This window comes from Aquabacterium sp., from assembly GCF_036273115.1.
Classification (GTDB): Bacteria; Pseudomonadota; Gammaproteobacteria; order Burkholderiales; family Burkholderiaceae_C; genus Aquabacterium.
In genome coordinates this window covers 101,824-123,801 of record NZ_DASUIN010000024.1, presented here as the reverse complement: position 1 = coordinate 123,801, position 21,978 = coordinate 101,824, and the positions used below count along the sequence as shown (strand labels likewise).

At 60.8% G+C, this 21,978-nt stretch carries 16 protein-coding genes; 11 read left to right on the top strand and 5 right to left on the bottom strand.

Annotated elements, in window-relative coordinates; genetic code table 11:
- Positions 1 to 41: 41 nt before the first annotated feature.
- The 8 genes from mnmC (at position 42) to VFW72_RS10710 (ending at position 10,644) form a co-directional block, all read left to right on the top strand.
- Positions 42 to 2,087: an FAD-dependent 5-carboxymethylaminomethyl-2-thiouridine(34) oxidoreductase MnmC gene (gene mnmC, locus VFW72_RS10745; protein ID WP_329674292.1), complete on the top strand. Its 2,046-nt coding sequence runs from the start codon at positions 42 to 44 to the stop codon at positions 2,085 to 2,087.
- Between the two features lie 62 nt (positions 2,088 to 2,149).
- Positions 2,150 to 2,539, top strand: a complete 390-nt coding sequence (locus VFW72_RS10740; RefSeq protein ID WP_414638792.1) for an RNA-binding S4 domain-containing protein — start codon at positions 2,150 to 2,152, stop codon at positions 2,537 to 2,539.
- A 60-nt stretch (positions 2,540 to 2,599) separates the two neighbouring features.
- A complete protein-coding gene (grpE, locus tag VFW72_RS10735; protein WP_329674290.1) occupies positions 2,600 to 3,181 on the top strand; it encodes a nucleotide exchange factor GrpE in 582 nt (193 codons plus the stop codon).
- A 111-nt stretch (positions 3,182 to 3,292) separates the two neighbouring features.
- On the top strand, positions 3,293 to 5,233 hold the full coding sequence (dnaK, locus tag VFW72_RS10730; protein WP_329674289.1) for a molecular chaperone DnaK: 1,941 nt from the start codon (positions 3,293 to 3,295) through the stop codon (positions 5,231 to 5,233).
- A gap of 94 nt (positions 5,234 to 5,327) precedes the next feature.
- Positions 5,328 to 6,464, top strand: a complete 1,137-nt coding sequence (gene dnaJ, locus VFW72_RS10725) for a molecular chaperone DnaJ (protein ID WP_329674288.1) — start codon at positions 5,328 to 5,330, stop codon at positions 6,462 to 6,464.
- A 150-nt stretch (positions 6,465 to 6,614) separates the two neighbouring features.
- The gene (locus VFW72_RS10720; RefSeq protein WP_329674287.1) at positions 6,615 to 8,255 is read left to right on the top strand and encodes a tetratricopeptide repeat protein; all 1,641 of its coding nucleotides are present in this window, start codon (positions 6,615 to 6,617) and stop codon (positions 8,253 to 8,255) included.
- A 5-nt stretch (positions 8,256 to 8,260) separates the two neighbouring features.
- Positions 8,261 to 8,881, top strand: coding sequence for a HAMP domain-containing sensor histidine kinase (locus VFW72_RS10715; RefSeq protein WP_329674286.1), 621 nt, complete (start codon positions 8,261 to 8,263; stop codon positions 8,879 to 8,881).
- A gap of 86 nt (positions 8,882 to 8,967) precedes the next feature.
- Complete coding sequence (locus tag VFW72_RS10710; protein WP_329674285.1) at positions 8,968 to 10,644, top strand: tetratricopeptide repeat protein; 1,677 nt, start codon at positions 8,968 to 8,970, stop codon at positions 10,642 to 10,644.
- Here the strand turns inward: VFW72_RS10710 and VFW72_RS10705 are convergent, their stop codons facing one another.
- A complete protein-coding gene (locus tag VFW72_RS10705; protein ID WP_329674284.1) occupies positions 10,645 to 12,909 on the bottom strand; it encodes an arginine/lysine/ornithine decarboxylase in 2,265 nt (754 codons plus the stop codon). It abuts the gene before it with no gap.
- Positions 12,910 to 13,066: 157 nt separating this feature from the next.
- Between VFW72_RS10705 and VFW72_RS10700 the strand changes: the two genes are divergently transcribed.
- Together VFW72_RS10700 and VFW72_RS10695 are read left to right on the top strand one after the other, a co-directional pair.
- On the top strand, positions 13,067 to 13,498 hold the full coding sequence (locus tag VFW72_RS10700; protein ID WP_329674283.1) for an NfeD family protein: 432 nt from the start codon (positions 13,067 to 13,069) through the stop codon (positions 13,496 to 13,498).
- Positions 13,499 to 13,522: 24 nt separating this feature from the next.
- Entirely contained in the window at positions 13,523 to 13,906 is a 384-nt protein-coding gene (locus VFW72_RS10695; protein ID WP_329674282.1) for a DUF2237 domain-containing protein, read from the top strand.
- On the opposite strand, the gene VFW72_RS10690 is transcribed toward VFW72_RS10695, so the two are convergent.
- The 4 genes from VFW72_RS10690 to smc all read right to left on the bottom strand — a co-directional run bounded on the left by VFW72_RS10690 (position 13,881) and on the right by smc (position 21,268).
- Positions 13,881 to 14,489, bottom strand: coding sequence for a MarC family protein (locus VFW72_RS10690; protein ID WP_329674281.1), 609 nt, complete (start codon positions 14,487 to 14,489; stop codon positions 13,881 to 13,883). The two genes, VFW72_RS10695 and VFW72_RS10690, sit on opposite strands and share 26 nt — an antisense overlap.
- 62 nt (positions 14,490 to 14,551) lie before the next feature.
- Positions 14,552 to 16,678 (bottom strand): NAD-dependent DNA ligase LigA, encoded by a 2,127-nt coding sequence (gene ligA, locus VFW72_RS10685; RefSeq protein WP_329674280.1) that lies wholly within the window; start codon positions 16,676 to 16,678, stop codon positions 14,552 to 14,554.
- Between the two features lie 14 nt (positions 16,679 to 16,692).
- A complete protein-coding gene (locus tag VFW72_RS10680; RefSeq protein WP_329674279.1) occupies positions 16,693 to 17,739 on the bottom strand; it encodes a cell division protein ZipA C-terminal FtsZ-binding domain-containing protein in 1,047 nt (348 codons plus the stop codon).
- Positions 17,740 to 17,752: 13 nt separating this feature from the next.
- Positions 17,753 to 21,268, bottom strand: a complete 3,516-nt coding sequence (gene smc, locus VFW72_RS10675) for a chromosome segregation protein SMC (protein ID WP_329674278.1) — start codon at positions 21,266 to 21,268, stop codon at positions 17,753 to 17,755.
- A gap of 180 nt (positions 21,269 to 21,448) precedes the next feature.
- Here smc and queF point away from each other — a divergent pair, with 180 nt between their 5' ends.
- Positions 21,449 to 21,943, top strand: coding sequence for a preQ(1) synthase (queF, locus tag VFW72_RS10670; protein WP_329674277.1), 495 nt, complete (start codon positions 21,449 to 21,451; stop codon positions 21,941 to 21,943).
- The last annotated feature ends 35 nt before the right edge of the window (positions 21,944 to 21,978 follow it).

The following is a 21,978-nucleotide window of genomic DNA, read 5'->3' as shown; positions in this document are numbered from 1 at the left end:
GCGCAGAAAGACGTTTTCCCAGGCCTTCGTAGCCACGCATCATGAGTTTGGATGTAGCCCGATTGGGCGAGAGCCCCTCGGGCAAGGCGCCCGGCGTACCGTATTCGCCCCTGTATGACGACGTGTATCACGCCGTAGCGGGGGCGGCCGAACAGGCCCGGTACGTTTTTTTGGGAGGCAATGGCTTGCCTGAGCGGTGGCAAGACCGCGACCAGTTCGTGATTCTGGAAACGGGCTTCGGTCTGGGTAACAACTTTCTTCAGACCTGGCGAACCTGGCGCGAAGACAGCAAGCGTTGTTCACGCTTGTTTTTCGTGTCCATAGAAAAACACCCTTTGACCCTGGCTGACCTGGCCCAGGTTCATCAGAACAGCGACGAGTTCGCGCAACGACTGGTACAAGCTTGGCCGGTGCTGACACCAGGCATCCACACCCTGCAGTTTGACGACCCCAATGGGCAAGTTACTTTGCTATTGGGCTTGGGCGACGTGGCAGAACTGCTGCCGGCCCTGGTCATGCAGGTGGATGCCTTCTTTCTGGATGGCTTTGCTCCCTCCAAGAACCCACAGATGTGGGACGAACAGTTGCTGTCTCGCCTGGGCCGCCTCGCGGCACCTGGATGCACGGCGGCGACCTGGTCTGTAGCCCGCAGTGTGCGCGATGGCCTGACCCGTGCCGGCTTCACGGTGCACCGTGCGCCTGGCTTTGGGGGCAAGCGCGACATGATTCGTGCGGTTTACGAACCCCGGTATGTGCCCCAGCCTCCCGCCGGTGGCCATCGCCCTGCTCCACGCCCTGAGCACCGCCACGCCGCCGTGGTGGGTGCAGGGCTGGCTGGCGCTGTTGCCTGTTGGGCACTGGCACGTGCGGGCTGGCAGGTGACGCTGTTTGACAAGCACCCCCAAGCGGCCAGCGAAGCATCGGGCAACCCAGGCGGCATGTTTCACGCCATTGTTCATGGTGAAGACGGCATTCATGCCCGGGCGCATCGGGCTGCGGCCTTGGCGGTCAGCGCGGCGGTGCAACCCTGGATCGAGCACGGCGACTTGGCTGGGCAGTTGCAGGGGCTGTTGCGACTGGATGCGCGCTGTGATGCAACACAGGCGCAAAACCTGATCGGCAAGCTTGGCCTGCCTGACTCCTACGTTGAATGGCTGGAACAAGCCGATGCCGCCATGGCCTCTGGCCTGCCCGTTAACAGTGGTGGATGGTTATTCAAGCAGGCCGGTTGGCTGCACCCAGCTGGCTTGGCGCAATGCCTGGTGAAAGAGGCGCAACGCTGGGCCCAGTTGCATGGCCAGCCGCTGAACCTGAAATTGGGCGAGGCGGTTCATCGGCTGGAACCCAACCCGAACAGCGCCGAAGGCTGGTGGGTGCACACCACCCGTGGCGCTGTGCACGTTCACAGTGTGGTGCTGGCCAACGCCCATGGAGCCAATGAGCTGCTGCAGACCTTGCCCGACTCGCACGCGGTCGAGCCCATGCCGATGTCGGCCATACGGGGGCAAGTCACGGTGCTGAACCCACACGCTTCGGCTCAACATGCTCACCTGCCCAAGTTGCCCGTGGCAGGCGGCGGCTATGCCCTGACCTTGCCCGATGGCCGTTTGCTCTGTGGCGCCACCACCCAACACCATGACCACTGCGCGACCGTGCGCGAAGCCGACCATGCGCACAACTTGCGGCAGGCAAGCAAGCTCGGCGCGCTGATTCCTGACGATCAGACCGATGTGCTGGAAACCTTGGCGCAATCCAGTCAGACCTGGGGCCGCGTAGGCTGGCGGGCGGCCACCCCCGACCGGCTGCCCCTGGTGGGCGCCCTGCCCTGGCGCCGAGATCGATTGGCGCAAGCCCCTGGCCGCTTGCGCCTGGATCAGACCCGCATGATTCCGCGTGAACGCAACGAGTCAGGCGGTTTGTTTGCGATCACGGGCCTGGGCTCGAGAGGCATTACCTGGTCTGTTCTGGCTGGGCAATTGCTGGCGCATTGGGTGGCAGGCACCCCTTGCCCACTTGAAGCCGACCTGCGCGATGCCCTCGACCCCGCGCGTTTCCTGGCCCGCCAGCAGGCACAATCCGGCCCATGAGCAAGGCTGCTTTCATTCCTGTTGACGCCAATCAGCGCCCCCTGCCCGGCCTGACCGAACGCATGCGGCTGGACAAATGGCTTTGGGCGGCGCGGTTTTTCAAGACCCGTGCGCTGGCGGCGGACGAGATCGACAAGGGGCGCATCATGGTCAACGAACAGGTGGCCAAAGCCTCGCGCGAACTGAAAGCGGGTGACCGCATCGACATTCGCCAGGGCTACCTGACTCAAACCGTGATGGTGAAGGCATTGAGCACCATTCGCGGGCCAGCCGTGCATGCCCAGCAGTTGTACGAAGAAACGCCCGAGAGCGTGACCCGCCGAGAGCAATGGGCCGAACAGCGCAAGAACGCCATGGAGCCCGCCTCGACCATTGAGCAAGGCCGCCCCACCAAGCGCGACCGGCGCCAATTGGCGAGCTGGGAGCGCTGGTCAGCCAGCTCTGACGACTGATTCCGCTGTTACAAAGTTTTTTTGCGTTCGGGGTCTTGAAACCCCGAACTTTGCCCTGACATGCGCAGGGTTTTGAGAAATCAACCCAATCAACCGAACATGAGCGATACGCCCGCAACCCCGGAAATGGCCCCTGAAAACGGAGCCGCAGCGCCCGAACAAGCCGCTGGCGCCACCTTGGAACAGCAACTGGCCGAGCTGCAGGCCAAGCACGCTGAAGTCTCGGATGCCTACCTGCGCGCCAAGGCAGAAGCCGAAAACGTGCGCCGTCGCTCCGAGGAAGAAATCGCCAAGGCCCGCAAATTTGCGGTGGAAAGCTTTGCAGAAAGCCTGCTGCCCATCAAAGACAGCCTGGAAGCCGCGCTGGCTTCGCACGCAGCCAAGCCCGACACCCCCGTGGAAACCGTGCTGGAAGGCGTGACCGCCACCCTGCGCCAACTGGCATCGGCCTTTGAGCGCAACAAGGTCATCGAAATCAACCCACCGGCGACCACCAAGTTCGATCCGCACCAGCACCAGGCCATCAGCATGGTGCCCGCCGATCAAGAAGCCAACACCATTGTGGGCGTGCTGCAAAAGGGCTACCTGATCGCCGACCGCGTGCTGCGCCCTGCTCTGGTCACCGTGGCCGCACCGAAGTAAAAAATTTTCAAAAAAGCTGCTGGGCAGCTCTTGAAAACCCTTTCTAAAACATCACTTTAGGAACAACCGGAAGCAACAGCGCTTCCCTCAGTTTTCCAGGAGAAACAAATAATGGGCAAGATCATTGGCATTGACTTGGGCACCACCAACTCGTGCGTGGCCATCATGGAAGGCAACACCACCAAGGTGATCGAGAACAGCGAAGGCGCTCGTACCACCCCATCCATCATCGCTTATCAAGAAGACGGTGAAATTCTGGTGGGCGCCTCGGCCAAGCGCCAGGCTGTGACCAACCCCAAGAACACCCTGTACGCAGTGAAGCGCCTGATTGGCCGCAAGTTCACTGAAAAGGAAGTTCAGAAGGACATCGACCTGATGCCCTTCACCATTGCCGCTGCCGACAACGGTGACGCCTGGGTGGAAGTGCGCGGCAAGAAGTACGCGCCCCCTCAAGTGTCGGCCGAAGTGCTGCGCAAGATGAAGAAGACCGCTGAAGACTACCTGGGTGAAGAAGTCACCGAGGCCGTCATCACCGTGCCCGCTTACTTCAACGACGCACAACGTCAAGCCACCAAGGACGCAGGCCGTATCGCTGGTCTGGAAGTCAAGCGCATCATCAACGAACCTACCGCTGCTGCACTGGCTTTCGGTCTGGACAAGACTGGCAAGGGTGACCGCAAGATCGCCGTGTATGACTTGGGCGGCGGTACCTTCGACGTGTCCATCATCGAAATCGCTGACGTGGACGGCGAAAAGCAGTTCGAAGTGCTGTCGACCAACGGCGACACCTTCCTGGGCGGTGAAGACTTCGACCAGCGCATCATCGACTACATCATCAGCGAGTTCAAGAAAGAGTCTGGCGTGGACCTGACCAAGGACGTGCTGGCCCTGCAACGCCTGAAGGAAGCCGCTGAAAAGGCCAAGATCGAGCTGTCGAACTCGTCGCAGACCGATGTGAACCTGCCTTACATCACCGCTGACGCAACTGGCCCCAAGCACTTGAACATCAAGCTGACCCGCGCCAAGCTGGAGTCGCTGGTGGAAGACCTGATCGAGCGCACCATTGCCCCTTGCCGCACCGCCATCAAGGATGCCGGCGTGAGCGTGAGCGAAATCGACGACGTGATCCTGGTCGGCGGTATGACCCGCATGCCCAAGGTGCAAGAAAAGGTCAAGGAGTTCTTCGGCAAGGACCCACGCAAGGACGTGAACCCTGACGAAGCCGTGGCCGTGGGCGCCGCTGTGCAAGGCCAGGTGCTGGCCGGTGACCGTACCGACGTGCTGCTGCTGGACGTGACCCCTCTGTCTCTGGGCATTGAAACTCTGGGCGGTGTCATGACCAAGATGATCAGCAAGAACACCACCATCCCCACCAAGTTCGCTCAAACCTTCTCGACCGCCGACGACAACCAGCCGGCCGTGACCATCAAGGTCTACCAAGGTGAGCGCGAAATGGCTTCGGGCAACAAGATGCTGGGCGAGTTCAACCTGGAAGGCATCCCACCCGCACCACGCGGCGTGCCACAAATCGAAGTGGCCTTCGACATTGACGCCAACGGCATCCTGCACGTGAGCGCCAAGGACAAGGGCACCGGCAAGGAAAACAAGATCACCATCAAGGCCAACTCGGGTCTGTCGGAAGACGAAATCCAGAAGATGGTGAAGGACGCCGAGCTGAACGCCGCCGAAGACAAGAAGAAGCTGGAACTGGTGCAAGCCAAGAACCAAGGCGATGGCATGGTTCACAGCGTGCGCAAGTCGCTGACCGAGTACGGTGACAAGCTCGACGCCGGTGAGAAGGAAAAGATCGAAGCCGCGATCAAGGACGTCGAAGAAGCCCTCAAGGGTGAAGACAAGGACGACATCGAGGCCAAGACCAATGCCCTGATGACCGCTTCGCAGAAGCTGGGCGAGAAGATGTACGCCGACATGCAAGCTGCCCAAGGCGCTGCTGGTGCCGAAGGTGCTGGCGCTCAGGCCGGTGCCGAGCAAGCCAAGCCTGCCGACGACAATGTGGTCGACGCCGAGTTCAAGGAAGTCAAGAAGGACTGATCTGACTAAGGCTTTCGCCTAGGGGCACAGGCTGTGTGAGCGTCCCGCTCATGCCCTGTGCCTTTGTCGGATCTGGACCGCAAACCAACACATCATGGCAAAACGCGATTTTTATGAAGTTCTCGGCCTCGCCAAGGGCGCATCCGAGGACGAAATCAAAAAGGCCTACCGCAAGCTGGCCATGAAATATCACCCTGACCGCAATCAGGGTGACAAGGCCAAGGAAGCCGAAGAGAAGTTCAAGGAGGTCAAAGAGGCCTACGAGATGCTCTCCGACCCCAAGAAGCGTCAGGCCTATGACCAATTCGGTCATGCCGGCGTCGATCCCAATATGGGTGGCGGCGGCGCGGGTGGCTTCGGTGGCGGCTTTGCCGACGCTTTTGGCGACATCTTTGGCGACATCTTCGGCCAAGGTGGCGGCCGTCGTGGCGGCGGAGGCCCTCAGGTTTACCGTGGCAGCGACTTGTCGTACGCCATGGAAATCACCTTGGAAGAAGCGGCTGCGGGCAAAGACACGCAAATTCGCATTCCCGCCTGGGACGAATGCGAAACCTGCCACGGCTCGGGCGCCAAGCCCGGTACCAGCGCCAAGACCTGCTCCACCTGTAACGGTTCGGGCACGGTGCACATGCGCCAGGGCTTTTTCAGCGTGCAGCAAACCTGTCCGCACTGCCGCGGCTCGGGCAAGATCATTCCTGAACCGTGCACCAGCTGCCACGGCCAAGGCAAGATCAAGAAGACCAAGACCCTGGAAGTCAAGATTCCCGCCGGCATCAACGAAGGCATGCGCATTCGTTCGGCAGGCAATGGTGAACCCGGTACCAATGGCGGGCCCGCTGGCGACCTCTACATCGAGATTCGCATCAAGCAGCACGACATCTTCGAGCGCGATGGCGACGACCTGCACTGCACAGTTCCCGTGCCGCTGACGTCTGCTGCCCTGGGTGGCACCATTGAAGTGCCCACGCTGGGTGGCAAGGCCGAAATCGAAATTCCAGAAGGCACCCAGCACGGCAAGACCTTCCGCCTGCGCGGCAAGGGCATCAAGGGGCTGCGTTCCAGCTACCCTGGCGACCTGTACTGCCACATCCAGGTGGAAACGCCGGTCAAGCTCACCGAGCATCAGCGCAAGCTGCTCAAGGAGCTGGACGAGTCGTTCAAGAAGGGCGGCGAGAAGCATTCGCCTAACGCCAAAAGCTGGACCGACCGGGTGAAGAACATCTTCAAGTGAGTCAATTCACCACATGAAAAGGCACCTTCGGGTGCCTTTTTTCATTTTGAGCGCTGCAGCGACCGCGTTTGCCTCAAGTTGTGGTCAGACTTAGCCGACATCTGAACGACCGATTCCGATCATCCGTCTCAGCACTGCCGGACCCAAGCCATGACTGTTCAGACCCCTTTTTCCGGGATACAAGCCTTGATCATTGATGACATGGCAGCTCAGCAGTCGACCCTGCGAGGCCATTTGTCGTTGCTGGGCATTGCGAAAGCCGACGTCGCCAGCAACCCGCAAGATGCGGTTCGCCTGGTCAAGAGCCGCCGCTATGGCTTGATTCTGTGCGACTACAACCTGAATCAGAAAACCGACGGTCAACAGGTGTTTGAATACCTGCGCGACAACGACCTGCTGCCACCTGATTGCCTGTTTTTCATGATCACGGCAGAGAGCAGCTATGCCTCGGTGGCCGCCGCCACAGAGCATCACCCCGATGCCTATCTGCTCAAGCCTGCCACCGCAGCCGACATTGGCGACCGGCTGAAAGCCCAGTTGGAAAAACGTGCCGGGTTGCTGCGAATCACGGAAAAACTCAAGCGTGACGACCTTGTCGGTGCGCTGCAGGCGTGCGACAACCTGATTGCCGCCCAGAACCGATGGCTGGCCCAAGCCCTGCAACTCAAAGGCCAAACCCTGCTGAAGCTGAGCAAGAACGAAGAGGCCAAAGCCTTGTACCGCTCAGTGCTGGACAAGCGCCCTGAACTGCTATGGGCCCAACTGGGTCTGGCCAGGGCCTACAAAGCACTGGGTCAGTATGACGAAGCCCTGAGCCAGGCACGCAGAATCATCGAATCGCCCGAGGGCGAAAAAAATGTGGCGGCTTACGACATCGTGGCCGAGGCCCTGGAAGCCCAGGGCGATGCCCAGGCGGCCATGTGGGCATTGCGAGATGCCGCCACGGTCATCCCGTCGGCCCGTCGGCAACGGCTGGCAGGTGAAAGCGCCTACCGCAACGGCGACCTGGAAACAGCCAAAACCTTGCTGACCAAAGCGCACAAAGCCACCAAGGGCTCGGTGGTGGCACAAGCGCAAGACGCCTTGATGCTGGCGCAAACCTTGGTCGACAGCAATGAGCCGGGGGAAGCGCTGAAGCTGCTGCAGGAGGCTGCACCCGAGCACCGAAACAATGCTGCCTTCGCCACCGTGTCTCTGGCGATTCAAGCGCAGGCCGAATGCAAAGCAGGCAAAACAGCAGAGGCTGAAAAGACCCTGGAAAAGGCCCGAGCCACCTTGCGCAAGGGCAAGGCCGATTTTGCCTCTCTGGCCTTGGCCAAGGCCGAATTGATGGCTGGCAACGAAGAAAAGGGGCTGAGCATCCTCAACAGCGTGGTCAGCGCAGACCACGAAAACGGCCGCATCAAGCAGATGGTCAGCAATGCGCTGATCGTGACCGGTCACGGCGACAAGGTTCACGATGTGGTGGTGGGACGAGCCGCTGCCATGGAAGCCAAGGTGCAAGACGCCCGCAAGCTGCTGCGCGACAGCCAGATCGATGAGGCCGTGGAGGCCATTGAGGCTGCCGTGGAGGCCTTCCCGGAAAACACCGGGGTGCTGCTGCAGGCCACACAGATCAACTGCATGGCATTGCGCCTGAAGAAGGAATACAACCCGGCGATGATCGAGCGCGTTCACCAGTACCTGGTACGCCTGGATCAGCTCATGCCTGGCAACGATCGGGTGGGCAAGATGCGGCGCTACTTCCGCGAAACCAAGAGCGACCTGGCTCACGCCACCGCCAGCGTCTGAACGCCATGCAAAGCACCCCTGCCACGCTGATTGCGCACGACCTCAAGAATGCCCTGGGGGCCCTTGAAGGCGAGCTCGAAGCGCTGGCAGCCGAGCCCACGAGAGACGGTGCTCGCACGGCCTACCAGCGCTGCGTGGACCTGAAGCGCGAATTCATCCAGTTCCTGATGGTGTATGGCACCGGCAGCGAGCTGCGGGCCTACTGTGAGGATGAGTCGCCACAAGACGTACTCGAATCGGTGTGCCGGGCAGGCCAATCCAAGTACGCGCCCCACGCCCATTCGCCAAAAATGTCCGTTGAGCGCCGCGCAGGTGAGCCCCCCTACTGGTATTTCGACCAAAGGCTGGTTCAAATGGCACTGGATGCGGCGTTGCACAACGCCAGCCGCTTCGCTCGCAGCCAGATCACCCTCGTGCTGCACCTGGAGGACGATTACCTGGTGTTTGTGATCGAAGACGACGGACCAGGCCCGCAGGGCAGCGATGGTGGGCCGCATTCGACCGGACTGGGTACAGAGCTGTGCCGCGCGGTCGCTCGCGCCCATCGAAGCGGCACCCGGCAGGGCCGCATTGAGCTGCGCCATCGCCCGCAAGGAGGGACGCGTTTTGAACTCTGGATTCCCTGACATTCAAGTCTGCTGTTCATCTGCCGAAAAACCCTCATTCCCCATGGGTTTAACGGGAATCTGAAATTTTCTTGCAGAGGCAGCCTATGGACGCCCTTTATCCCGGTATCGAAGAATGTCGAGCGCTCATCGTTGACGGCAACCACACGTCACGCAGCATCTTGGCCGCCCAGTTGCGCGACATGGGCGTCGGTACCGTGGTGCAAAGCAGCCGACCGCAGGACGCCCGAGGCCGCCTCGAACACGCCACGTTCGACATCGTTCTGTGCGACTACCACTTCGAGCACTGCGAATACAGCGGTCAGGACTTGCTCGACGACCTTCGCCGAGAGCAACTGCTGCCCTACTTCACCACCTTCATCATGGTGACGGGCGAAGCCAGTTACAACAAGGTGGCCGAAGCGGCCGAGTCAGCCCTGGATAGCTACATCGTCAAACCCTATACCGCGATGTCTTTGGCCGAGCGCCTGATTCTGGCTCGCAAGCGGAAGTTGGCTCTGGCGAAAGTATTTGAAGCACTGGAAGCGGGCGAAACCGAACAGGCCGCCGCCTTGTGTGTACAGCGTTACGTTGATGGCCTGCCCTATGGCTTGTATGCCGCCCGCATTGGCGGCGAGCTGTTTCTGCGGCAGAACCGATTTGATGAGGCCAAGGCGCTTTATCAAAAACTGATGGAGCGCACGCCGCCGCCGGCTTGGGCTCGGTTGGGGCTGGCACGTACTCTGTTTGAAAGTCAGCAGGCACCACAAGCCAAGAAAATTCTGGAGGGGCTGGTCAAAGACAGCCCGGAATTTGCAGAAGGCCACGACTTGCTCGGCAAACTCCAGGTGGATCAAGGCGACCTGACCGAGGCACTCGACACCTACAAGAACGCCTGGGAGATCACCCCAAGCTCGATCACCCGCAACGCGAAACTCGGCGCCATCACGTTCTACATGGGCGAGTCGGAAGAAGCCAAGCGTCCGCTGGAACGTAGTGCGGCCCTGGGCTCCGGCTCCAAGATGTTCGACACTGAATCGCTGGTTCTCTTGTCGTTCGTACGGTATGACGCCAAAGATGCCAAAGGCGTTCGGCGCTGCTTGAGCAACCTCGAACATACTTTGCAGAAAACTCCGGGTGACCCGCGTGTGCAGCGCCAGCTGGAGATCGTGAAAATCGTCACCATGCTGGCAGACAAGCACATGGAGGCGGCCAAATCAGAGATGTTCACCCTGGGGCGCCACATGGATGCCCCCGACCTGGATGTGGAAGGCGCTTGCAACATTCTCTCGATGCTGTCGCGCATGCCTTCTGAAACAGCTCGGGGAGAACGGGCCACGCAGTGGGTTGAGGCACTCACCTGGCGCTTCAGCGGAAGCAAGGCTGCGGGTCAGTTGCTGGCTGCAGCCAGCGACAAGCTGCCAGAACAACATGATCAAGTTCTGGCGGTTCTCGCCCAGGCTCAGGCCGCGGTGCAAAACGCCATGACCTATGCGGTGACGGGCGAACGCCGCCAAACGGTGGTCGAGTTGATCACCCTGGCCAAGAAGTGGCGCAATGCCAAATGGGCAGAAATGGCAGACCATGCTCTGGAGCGCCACAAGGCCCATATTGCAGATGCCGATGCACTGGCCTCGATGATCAAGGAACTGAAAGGCGCCTTTTCTGGCAAGCCCAGCAAGTTGCCGCTGGGCAATGAAGAAGGCCGCCAGAGCGGCGGCCTTTCACTGCGCATTCAGAAGTCGCAGGCTGAGATCAAGCCCCAGCCCGAGATGGCGGCCTGATCAGCCCTCGCCCTTCACACAGTCCACGTAGTAGCGCACCCCACCACCGGGCAATTCTTCGGCGACCAGGCCGTGAACGTCGGTGGCAAAGCCTGGGAAGGCCGTGTTGAAGTCGCGGGCGAACTTGAGGAAGTCAACAATTTTCTTGTTGAAGCGCTCACCAGGAATCAACAGCGGGATACCGGGTGGGTAAGGCGTGAGCAGCGACGTCGTGATGCGACCTTCCAGCTGGTCGATTTCCACGCGTTCGGTCTGACGACGGGCAATGCAGGCGTAGGCATCAGACGGCTTCATGGCCGGCTCCAGGCCTGACAGGTACACGTCGGTCGTCAGGCGTGCGATGTCGCCCTTGGCATAGGCTTCGTGCACGCTCTGGCACAGGTCACGCAGGCCCATGCGCTCGTACTTCGGATACTTCTTGCAGAAGTCTGGCACCACACGCCACAAAGGCTGGTTGCGGTCGTAGTCGTCCTTGAACTGCTGCAGCGCGGTCAGCATGGTGTTCCAGCGGCCCTTGGTGATGCCGATGGTGAACATGATGAAGAAGCTGTACAGGCCGGTCTTTTCCACCACCACGCCGTGCTCGGCGAGGTATTTGGTAACGATGGACGCAGGGATGCCGGTCTTGGCAAACTTGCCAGACACATCCAGACCCGGGGTGATGATGGTCGACTTGATGGGGTCGAGCATGTTGAAGCCTTCGGCCAGGTTGCCGAAGCCATGCCACTTCTCATTGGCCTTGAGCACCCAGTCAGACGGCTTGCCAATGTCGTCGGCGGCGATTTTGTCCGGGCCCCAGACCTTGAACCACCAGTCCTTGCCGTATTCCTTGTCGACCTTGCGCATGGCGCGGCGGAAGTCGAGCGCTTCCTTGATGCTCTCTTCCACCAGGGCGGTGCCACCAGGGGCGTCCATCATGGCCGCAGCCACGTCGCACGAGGCGATGATGGCGTACTGCGGCGAGGTGGAGGTGTGCATCAGGTAAGCCTCGTTGAAGAGGTTACGGTCAAGTTGCACGTTTTGTGATTCTTGAACCAGCACGTGCGAAGCCTGCGAGATGCCAGCCAGCAACTTGTGGATGGACTGGGTGGAATAGACCACGGCCTCCTTCGGGCGTGGGCGATTCTTGCCCATGGCGTGGTACATGCCGTAGAACTTGTGGAAGGCAGCGTGAGGCAACCAGGCTTCGTCGAAGTGCAGGTTGTCGATCCAGCCGTCCAGGGTCGCCTTGATGTTTTCGGTGTTGTAGAGCACGCCGTCGTAGGTGCTCTGCGTCAAGGTCATGATGCGTGGCTTGGCCTTTTTGGGATCCACGCCCTTGAGCAACGGGTTGGCTGCGATCTTCTTGCGAATGGTGGCGGGCTCGAACTCGCTCTTCGGAATGGGGCCGATGATGCCGTAGTGGTTGCGCGTGGGCGTCATGAACACGGGAATGGCCCCGGTCATGATGATGCTGTGCAGGATGGACTTGTGGCAATTGCGGTCCACCACCACGATGTCGCCCGGCGCCACGGTGTGGTGCCACACCATCTTGTTGGAGGTGGATGTGCCGTTGGTGACGAAGAAGCAATGGTCGGCATTGAAAATGCGCGCCGCGTTCTTTTCGGACTCGTACACGGGGCCCGTGTGGTCGAGCAACTGGCCCAGTTCTTCCACAGCATTACACACGTCGGCGCGCAGCATGTTTTCACCATAGAACTGGTGGAACATCTGGCCCACAGGGCTCTTGAGGAAGGCCACCCCGCCCGAGTGCCCAGGGCAGTGCCAGGAGTAGGAGCCGTCCTGAGCGTAGTCCATCAAGGCCTTGAAAAAGGGTGGAGGCAAGGCGTCGAGGTAGCTCTTCGCTTCACGGATGATGTGACGCGCCACGAACTCGGGCGTATCTTCAAACATGTGAATGAAGCCGTGCAGCTCACGCAGGATGTCGTTGGGAATGTGCTCGGAAGTGCGCGTCTCGCCGTACAAATAGATAGGAATGTCGGCGTTCTTGAAGCGGATTTCTTCAATGAACTTGCGCAGGTTCAGGACGGCGGGGTCCAACTCAGGGCCCGGCGTGAATTCTTCGTCGTCAATCGAGAGAATGAAGGCACTGGCGCGGCTTTGTTGCTGAGCAAACTGAGCCAGGTCACCATAGCTGGTCACGCCAAGAACTTCGAAGCCCTCTTTCTGAATCGCGTCGGCCAAGGCGCGAATGCCCAGACCGGAGGTGTTCTCCGAACGGAAGTCCTCGTCAATGATGACAACAGGAAAATGGAAGCGCAGCATGGCCAGCTCCTTCAAGGCTAGGCAACGAAAAAATCAGGATCGCGAAGTGTAGGGTCTCTCGGGGTCGGTTTTGTTGACCCAAGGCGGAAATTGACCTGAAATGCTGTGATTCTGTGTGCAAGGGTCGTACACTTGCTCCAACACGGGGTTGGAGCACATGAGCGAGGCCACTGTCTGGTTGATCGTGACCGGTTTCTTCGTCAGCCTGGAGCTTCTGACCAGGTCGGCGTACCTGTTCATGCTCGGGCTGGGCGCCGCGGCCGCCGCCATGCTGGCCAACTTTGGCGTGCCCCAGTCGATTCAATTGGTGGCCGCCGCAGGGGTGGGAGGCGTTGGGGTTGTCGCCTGGCACTTTCACCTTCTGAAAAGGGGCCCACTGCCGGACAGCACCGGTTTTGCCTCCGAGTTGCCCCAGGTTGAAATCGGGGCCCATGTCGAGGTCGATCACTGGGAAGCCGACGGGACCTGCAAAATTCATCACCACGGTGTCGTCTGTGTAGGGCGTCATTTCGGCCCGCACCTGCCCGCGTTGGGGCGGCACCGAATCAAGTCAGTGGATGGCTTTGTCGTGATGCTGGAACAGATTTGAGCCGTAGCGATCATGGCGGTTGAATTGACTTCAGGTCGAAATGTGCTGGGCGGTCCGCTGCGGGCGTGCGCCTACGACCCCTTGACCGGCTATTTCCGCGACGGCTGCTGCCGCCCTCACCCGCACGACATTGGCAAACACCTGGTTTGTGCGCGAGTGACTCAGGCTTTTCTGGATTTCAGCCTGTCGCGAGGTAATGACCTGATCACGCCTCGCCCTGAATGGCGTTTTCCAGGCCTCAAGCCAGGCTCTCGCTGGTGTTTGAGTGTTCACAGATGGCTGGAAGCACTGGAAGCCGGCGTGGCCCCACCCGTGGTGCTGGAGTGCACTCACGAAAATGCGCTGGATGCCGTCCCCCTGGAGGTATTGCAGGCACACGCGCTCACAGGGCCCCAAAGTAGCGTTTGAGTCCGGCCAGGATCATTTCCACCGCCACGGCGCACAGGATCAGGCCCATCAGCTTTTCGAGGGCAGCGATCACTGAGTCGCCCAGCCATTGATGCAGCTTGTGGCACGAGAGCAATACCGCTGCGCACACGAACATGGCGGCAGACAGGGCGCCCACCCATTGCAAGAGTTGTTCTGGCTGGCGTGAGGCCAAAAGCAGCACCGTGGCCATGGCCGACGGGCCGGCCAACAGCGGAATGGCAATCGGGAAGATGAAGGGTTCGCGTGCCGGGGCCGCGTCAGATCCTTCGTCAAACAAGCGTTGGCCCGACGCAAAGATGATGCGAATGGAGATGAGCAGCAGAATCACCCCACCGGCCACCTCGAGCGAACGCTCGGACAGGCGCATCAGGTGCAGGAAGCTGTTGCCGCCCACCATGAAGGCCAGCAATGCCCCGAAAGCGATACACGCCTCACGCAGGGCCACCACGAACCGGCGTCGGGGCTCCACCCCCCGCATCACCGACAGGAATATGGGCAAGGTGCCGAACGGGTCGAGCACCAGCAGCAACAAAATGAAGGCCGACGCGAAATCATGGCTCATGCCAGCCATTGTGCGAGGCCCAGGCAGGCGTTGACTCGGGAGAACTACCTGAAGGCTGCGACTTACTCCGCAGCCGGGGCGGCCCCACCCTGCTCCAAAGCCCCTACCAGCAAGCGCTGCAGCCCATCTTCATCGAGTACAGGCACGCCCAGCGATTGCGCCTTGTCTAGCTTGCTGCCCGCTTCGGCACCTGCCACCACGTAATGGGTCTTGCGGGATACAGAACCGGCCACTTTGCCGCCCGCGGCTTCGATCATGGCCTTGGCTTCCTCACGAGAGAGGGTCGGCAAGGTGCCTGTTAACACCAAGGTCATGCCATGCAAAGGCAACTGGGTGGGGTCAAGCTGGGTGGGCTCGTGCTCGGGCCATTGCACACCGGCCGCACGCAGTTGCTCTACCACCTCGCGGTTGTGAGGCTGGTCGAAGAAGGTGCGAATGCTTTGGGCCACCACCGGCCCCACATCGTTCACCTGCAGCAACTGCTCCACACTCGCATCCATCAAGCGATCAATTTGACCGAAATGCTTGGCCAAGTCTTTGGCCGTGGCCTCGCCCACGTGGCGAATGCCCAGGCCAAACAGGAACTTGGGCAAGGTGGTGTGCTTGCTGCGCTCCAGTGCCTCCAGCAGGTTGTTGGCGCTCTTGTCAGCCATGCGTTCCAACGCGGCCAGCTTCAACAACCCGAGCTTGTACAGGTCTGGCAAGGTGCGAACGAGGCCGCCGTCGATCAACTGGTCAACCAGCTTCTCACCCAAGCCTTCAATGTCCATGGCGCGCCGCTGGGCAAAGTGCAGCAAGGCCTGCTTTCGTTGGGCAGCACAGTACAGCCCACCGGTGCAGCGGTGGTCGACCTCACCTGGCTCGCGAACCACATCGCTGCCACACACGGGGCAATGGGCGGGCATGCGGAAGTTCGGTACGTAGGCAGGCCGCTCACCGGCCACCACGCCCACCACTTCGGGAATGACATCACCCGCGCGCCGAACAATGGCGGTGTCGCCCACTCGAACGCGTTTTCGGCGCAATTCGAACAGGTTGTGCAAGGTGGCATTGGTCACCGTGACACCGCCAACGAACACGGGCTTGAGTCGCGCCACGGGGGTGAGTTTTCCCGTGCGGCCAACCTGAATGTCGATGGCCTCGACCTGAGTCAGCTGCTCCTGCGCCGGATATTTGTGCGCCACGGCCCAGCGTGGCTCGCGGGTCACAAAGCCCAGGCGCTCCTGCAGATCACGGCGATTGACCTTGTAGACAATGCCGTCGATGTCAAAGGGCAGCTGATCTCGCACTTGCCCCATGGCTCGATGAAACGCGACCAAGCCCCCGACTTCACCCTGGCCATGGGCTCCCAAGGCCACTGTGCGGTGCTCGCAAACTGGAAACCCCATTTGGGCCAGTTCATCGAGCAGGCCGCTGTGCGTGGGTGGAATGGCCCAACCATCCACCTGCCCCAGGCCGTAGGCGAAGAAGCTCAGAGGGCGCTGCGCCGCAATGGCAGGGTCCAACTGCCGAACGGCACCCGCCGCAGCATTGCGTGGGTTCACAAAGGTCTTGTCGCCTTTGGCGCGTTGACGCTCGTTGAGTTGCTCGAAGTCGTCTCGGCGCATGTAGACCTCGCCCCTGACCTCCAGCACGGCGGGTGCCACGCCCTTGAGTCGCAAGGGAATCTGGCCAATGGTGCGAATGTTCTGGGTCACGTCTTCACCCACCTCGCCATCACCCCGGGTGGCGGCGCACACCAGAACGCCTTGCTCATAGCGGAGGTTGATCGCCAGGCCATCAAACTTCAACTCGGCGGCGTATTCGACCGGCGGGTCTTCCTCTCGCAAGCCCAGTTCGCGGCGTACACGGGCATCGAAGGCCTCGGCACCACTGGCTTCGGTGTCGGTTTCGGTTCGAATCGACAGCATGGGCACAGCGTGGCGCACTGGCGAAAAACCATCGAGCACACGCCCCAGCACACGCTGCGTGGGTGAATCAGGCGTACGCAGTTCGGGATGCGCCTCTTCAAGTTGGCTCAGTTCCTGAAACAGGCGGTCGTACTCGGCATCGGGAATCTCGGGTTCGTCAAGAACGTAATACCGATGGGCGTGGTGATGGAGGGCCTCACGCAAGGCCTGGGCACGCGCATGCGGTTCGCCAGAATCAGGCTGCCCCTGGGCCGAACCGAACAAGTCTGTCTGAGCCATGCCTCTGTGCCGAATCAGCTGAACAGACGACGGGTCGCAGCCGATCCGGCCGCCAGGTCGCGTGCTGCCAAAGATTGGTAGAGACGCACCAGTTCACCTTCAATCGAGGCGAACGCTGCCGGGGTGAAGGGGTTGCCGTTGTCGTCTGCCAAGGTCGCGTCCAAGCCCATGGCCAAGGCTTCACCGGCTGCACACCAAGCCTTGAAAGGCTCTTGGGACTCGGCGGTTTGGGGCACATCGAATGCCAGCACCAGTTCACGCAAAGTCGATTCGTCGGGGTCGTCGGCAAACGCAGCCTGAGCGTCGAATTGCAGCGTCAAGACAGGCGGAGCCCCCTCCTCACCGGATGGCAGCACCAGGCGACCGGGCAAGGCACCGGGCACAAAGCCATGCCGGGCAGCTTGCTGCTGTACGTAACCCACCGACCAGGCGCTGCCGCGGGCGTAGAGGCGCAGGGCCAGTTGCGCGTCGTGATCGCAAGCAAAGGAATCCAGCTCTTTGGCGTGCGCGACCACATCGAGCATGTCGGGAAACACCACCGCCCCGCCCAAGGCATCGGCCATGGTCTGAATTTTCTGCACGAATTCGGAATACTCGATTTCGTTCAACGCCCCGGTTCGATTGGCCAGCAACACGCCGGCTTGAATTTCGCTGTAGGTCACACCCGCTTGCGGGAATTCCCATTCACCACAGTCGGTGCGCAAGCCCTCAACGAGCACCGGTTTGCTGCCGGCACGCCGGGTGGCGGGCAAATGCGCCAGGATCATGTCGCCGCTGAGTGGGTGCTCGACATTGATCGTGGCAATGGCATCGACCAGCGCATCGAGCTTGGCTCCGCCCTTGCGCGGAAGTGGCAAAGGCGGCGGCGCCGTATCAGCATCGGCTTCGGCAGGAATGGTGTCAGCCATGGATGGGTCCAGGTCCGAAGACACCGGTTCCAGCCCAGCCCGCTTGGGTTGCAGGCGTGCCAACTTGCGCGAAGTCCAGGCCCCGTGGGCCACGACCCCCGCCAGCACAACCCCTCCCAGGATCGCCAGCGACATCGTCAGGTTGTTGTTCATGATGTGGTCCGTTTCAAGCTGCGTGAGCCATGCTCATGGCGGCTTCCATGTCCACCGCCACAATGCGGGAGACACCTTGTTCTTGCATCGTCACCCCGACCAGCTGTTCGGCCATCTCCATCGCAATCTTGTTGTGCGAGATGAAGAGGAACTGGGTTCCGGAGGACATGTTCTTCACCAGTCGGGCGTAGCGCTCGGTGTTGGCGTCGTCCAGTGGCGCATCCACTTCGTCGAGCAAGCAGAACGGCGCGGGATTGAGCTGGAAGATGGCAAACACCAGTGCGATGGCGGTGAGTGCCTTCTCGCCCCCCGACAGCAGGTGAATGGTGCTGTTTTTCTTGCCTGGCGGGTGGGCCATGACCTGCACGCCAGCGTCGAGGATTTCGTCGCCCGTCATGACCAGCTTGGCGCTGCCACCACCGAACAGGCTGGGGAACATGCGACCGAAGTGCTCGTTGACGGTATTGAAGGTAGAACCCAGCAGATCGCGGGTTTCCAGGTCGATCTTGTGAATGGCGTCTTCCAGCGTGGTGATCGCATCCATCAAGTCGGCGTTTTGCGAGTCCAGGAAGCCCTTGCGCTCGCGAGCTGCGGTCAGTTCATCCAGGGCCGCCAGGTTCACTGCGCCCAGCGAAGCGATTTCGCGCTGGATGCGATCGATCTCGGTTTGCAGCCCATAGAGCTTGACGCCGTCTTGCTCGATTTGCGCAGCCAGCGCTTCGAGGTTGACCTCGGCCGCAGTGAGCTGTTCCATGTACTGGGCGCCGCCCAGCGAGGCCGCTTGCTCTTCCAGTTGCAGCTTGGTGATCTGGTCACGCAAGGGTTGCAAACTGCGCTCGAACTCCATGCGCTGCTCGTCGGCGCGGCGCAGTTGGGCAGACAAGTCGTCGTAACGACTGCGCGTCTGCGCCAACAGGTTTTCCTTTTCCAGTTTCACGGCCAGCGCATCGTCTAGGCCAGTCTGGGCCGTGGCATCGCTCAGTCGAGCATGTTCTTCCTGCAGTTGCTCTGCCGAAGCCTGGTTGGCCTGGATCTGCTGAGTCGCGGTCTCGATGCTGCGTTGCAGCTCACCCCGGCGCGCGGCCATCGATCGGGCGCTGAATTGGGCTTCTTGCGCCTGGCGCTCCAGGGCACGCGACTGCTCGCGGGCCTGATTGAGCTTGCGCTCGGCCTCGATCACCGCTTCTTCCAGTTGGGCATGCTTTTCCTGCGCATCAGCCAGGCTCAGGTCCAGTTCTTCGAAGCGGGCCTCACCGGTCGCGCGGCGCTCTTGAAGCTCTTCCAGTTGCGCGTCGATTTCAGCCAACTCCGACGCGATCTGATCGCGACGGGTATTGGCCTGCTCGGCTTGCTGAGTCAAACGCAGCACTTCCACCTGCAACTGGTGGGTCCGTTGTTGAATCTCGCTTGCCTCGCGCCGGCAGGTGGCCAAACGTTGCGAGGCCTCCGAATAAGCTGCTTCTGCGCGAATCAGCGCAGCGCGGGCATCATCGGCCATCATGCCCTGAGCACGCACCTGCTTTTCCAGGTTTTCAATTTCCTGTGCGCGCGCCAGCATGCCGGCCTGTTCGGAATCAGGCGCATAGAAAGTGACCGCAAACTGGCTGACCGCATGCCCAGCCTGGGTCATGATCACTTCACCGTGGGTGAGCTTGCTACGGTTGGCCAGTGCCTCTTCCATCGAGGCGGCGGTGTACACACCCTCCAGCCAATCGTTCATCAGGGCCTTGAGTCCTGCATCGCTCAGGCGCAGCAGGTCTGACAGACGCGGCAAGGTGTGGTGGGTGTTTTGAATCTGCCCTGCTGGCACGCTGTAGAACGCCAGTTTGGCCGGGGGCGCATCGTTTTCAAATGCGCGCACGGTTTCCACTCGGCCGACTTCCAGCGCTGATAAACGTTCACGCAGTGCTGACTCCAGCGCGTTTTCCCAGCCGGGTTCAATGTGAATGCGGGTCCACAAGCCTTGCAGGCCATCCAGACCGTGCTTGGCCAACCAGGGCTTGAGTTTGCCCTCCGTCTGCACTTTTTCCTGCAGCGTGCGCAAGGCCTCCAGCTTGGCCGCCAACTCCGAATGGCGTGCCGTTTCGGCATTGGCCTTTTGCTGCTGCTCTTTGCGGGCGTCGTCCAGAGCGGGCACAGTTTCGGTCAGTTCGCCCAATTGGGCTTCGTGCATGGCCTGCTCTTCTTCACACGCTTCCAGTTGGACGCGCATGTCCTGCAGCCGAGCCTCGTCGGGCGATGCCAAGCCCTGCTTTTCAGCGCTCAGGCGCTCACGCCGCATATTGAGCTGACGTGATTGCTCATCCACGTTGCGGGACTCGGCCGCCAGCAATTGAATTTGTTGCTGTACTTGGCCCGCCACGCCGCGTTGTTCATTGGCGCGCTGCGTGGCCGAACGAACTGCGTCTTCGTAATTGGGCACGTTGCCAGCCAGCTCTTCAGCCTGTGCCGCCAGAATTTCGGCTTGCTCTTCAGCGGCGGCCATGCGCTCGGCCAAGGTCTCCAGCTCGTCTTCGGCTTGCGCTCGGCGCTCGGCCCATTGGTCGTTTTGCGCCTTCAGTTCGGCCAAGCGTTGCTCAACCCGCTGCCGGCCTTCGACCACATAGCGAATGCGCTCTTCCAGGCGGCTGACTTCCAGATTGGCCTCAGCCAACACGCCTTGCGCCGTGTGCAACTCGTCACTGGCTGCATAGTGATCCTGGCGAACGTGCTCCAGCTCCGCCTCAACGTGGCGCAACTCGGCCATGCGCCCTTCCAGCGCATTGGTGGCTTCCAGAATGGCCTGCTTGACGCGAGCCGATTCGGTCGAGGCATCACGGTGTTTGAGGAACCACAACTGGTGCAGCTTGGTGGTGCCCTGCTCTTGCAAGGCGTGATAGCGCGTGGCGACCTCGGCCTGCTTTTCCAGCTTGTCGAGGTTGTTGTTCAACTCGCGCAAGATGTCTTCCACCCGGGTGAGGTTCTCGCGGGTGTCTTTCAGGCGGTTCTCGGTTTCGCGGCGGCGCTCCTTGTATTTGGACACGCCTGCCGCTTCTTCCAGGAACAATCGCAGCTCTTCGGGCTTGGACTCGATGATGCGACTGATGGTGCCCTGGCCGATGATGGCGTAGGCACGCGGCCCCAGACCGGTACCGAGGAACACATCCTGCACGTCACGACGTCGCACAGGCTGGTTGTTGATGAAATAGCTGGAGGTGCCGTCACGCGTCAGCACCCGCTTGACCGCGATTTCAGCGAACTGGTTCCACTGCCCGCCAGCACGGGCGTCTTCGTTGCTGAACACCAGTTCGACGCTGGCACGGCTGGCGGGTTTACGGTTACCCGAGCCGTTGAAGATCACGTCTTGCATGGACTCGCCACGCAGTTCAGACGCCTTCGACTCGCCCAGCACCCAGCGCACCGCATCCATGATGTTGGACTTGCCGCACCCATTGGGGCCGACCACACCGACCAGTTGACCCGGCAGGTGGAAATGGGTTGGCTCGGCAAAGGATTTGAAGCCAGAGAGCTTGATGGAATTCAGGCGCATGCGGTTCGCGGGTTCAACCGGACAGAAATACTCGAAAAACTGGCAGCTAAGTCTTTGATTTATTTAACAAAAACTGCAATTTCGCGAGCCAAAATCAACCGAAGATGATAGCATTGCGGCTTCCCCATCTTGTTTGTTCGGTGTTGTGCCTTTGCGCACAACCCTTCGCTGCTGTTGACCATGGCCAAAAAAGCCCCCGCCAAAACTGCTCAAGCCCAACTGACCGTGGGCGAACGCGTCAAGCCTGACACCCCCCCCTCAGTGCCCTCGCGCAAGCTCGACGTGTTCGACAACCCCAACCCCGGGCGCGACTACGTCATCCAGTTCCAGATCCCGGAATTCACCTGCTTTTGCCCCCTGACCGGGCAACCTGACTTCGCGCACTTCACCGTCGACTGCATCGCCGACAAGCTGTGCATCGAACTCAAGAGTCTGAAGATGTACATGTGGAGCTACCGCAACGAGGGCGCGTTCCACGAGAAGGTCACCAACGACATTCTCGAAGACATGGTGAAGGCCATCAACCCGCGCTACCTGCGCATCACCGCCAAGTGGTACGTGCGCGGCGGCATCTACACGAACGTGGTGGTGGAACACCGCAAGAAGGGCTGGAAGCCTGCCCCTCGCGTTGACCTGCCCCAACACAGCAGCGAAACCGGCCTGCTCGGCTTGTGATCTTGCGTGAATGAGTCAGCCCACTTCTGACCCGA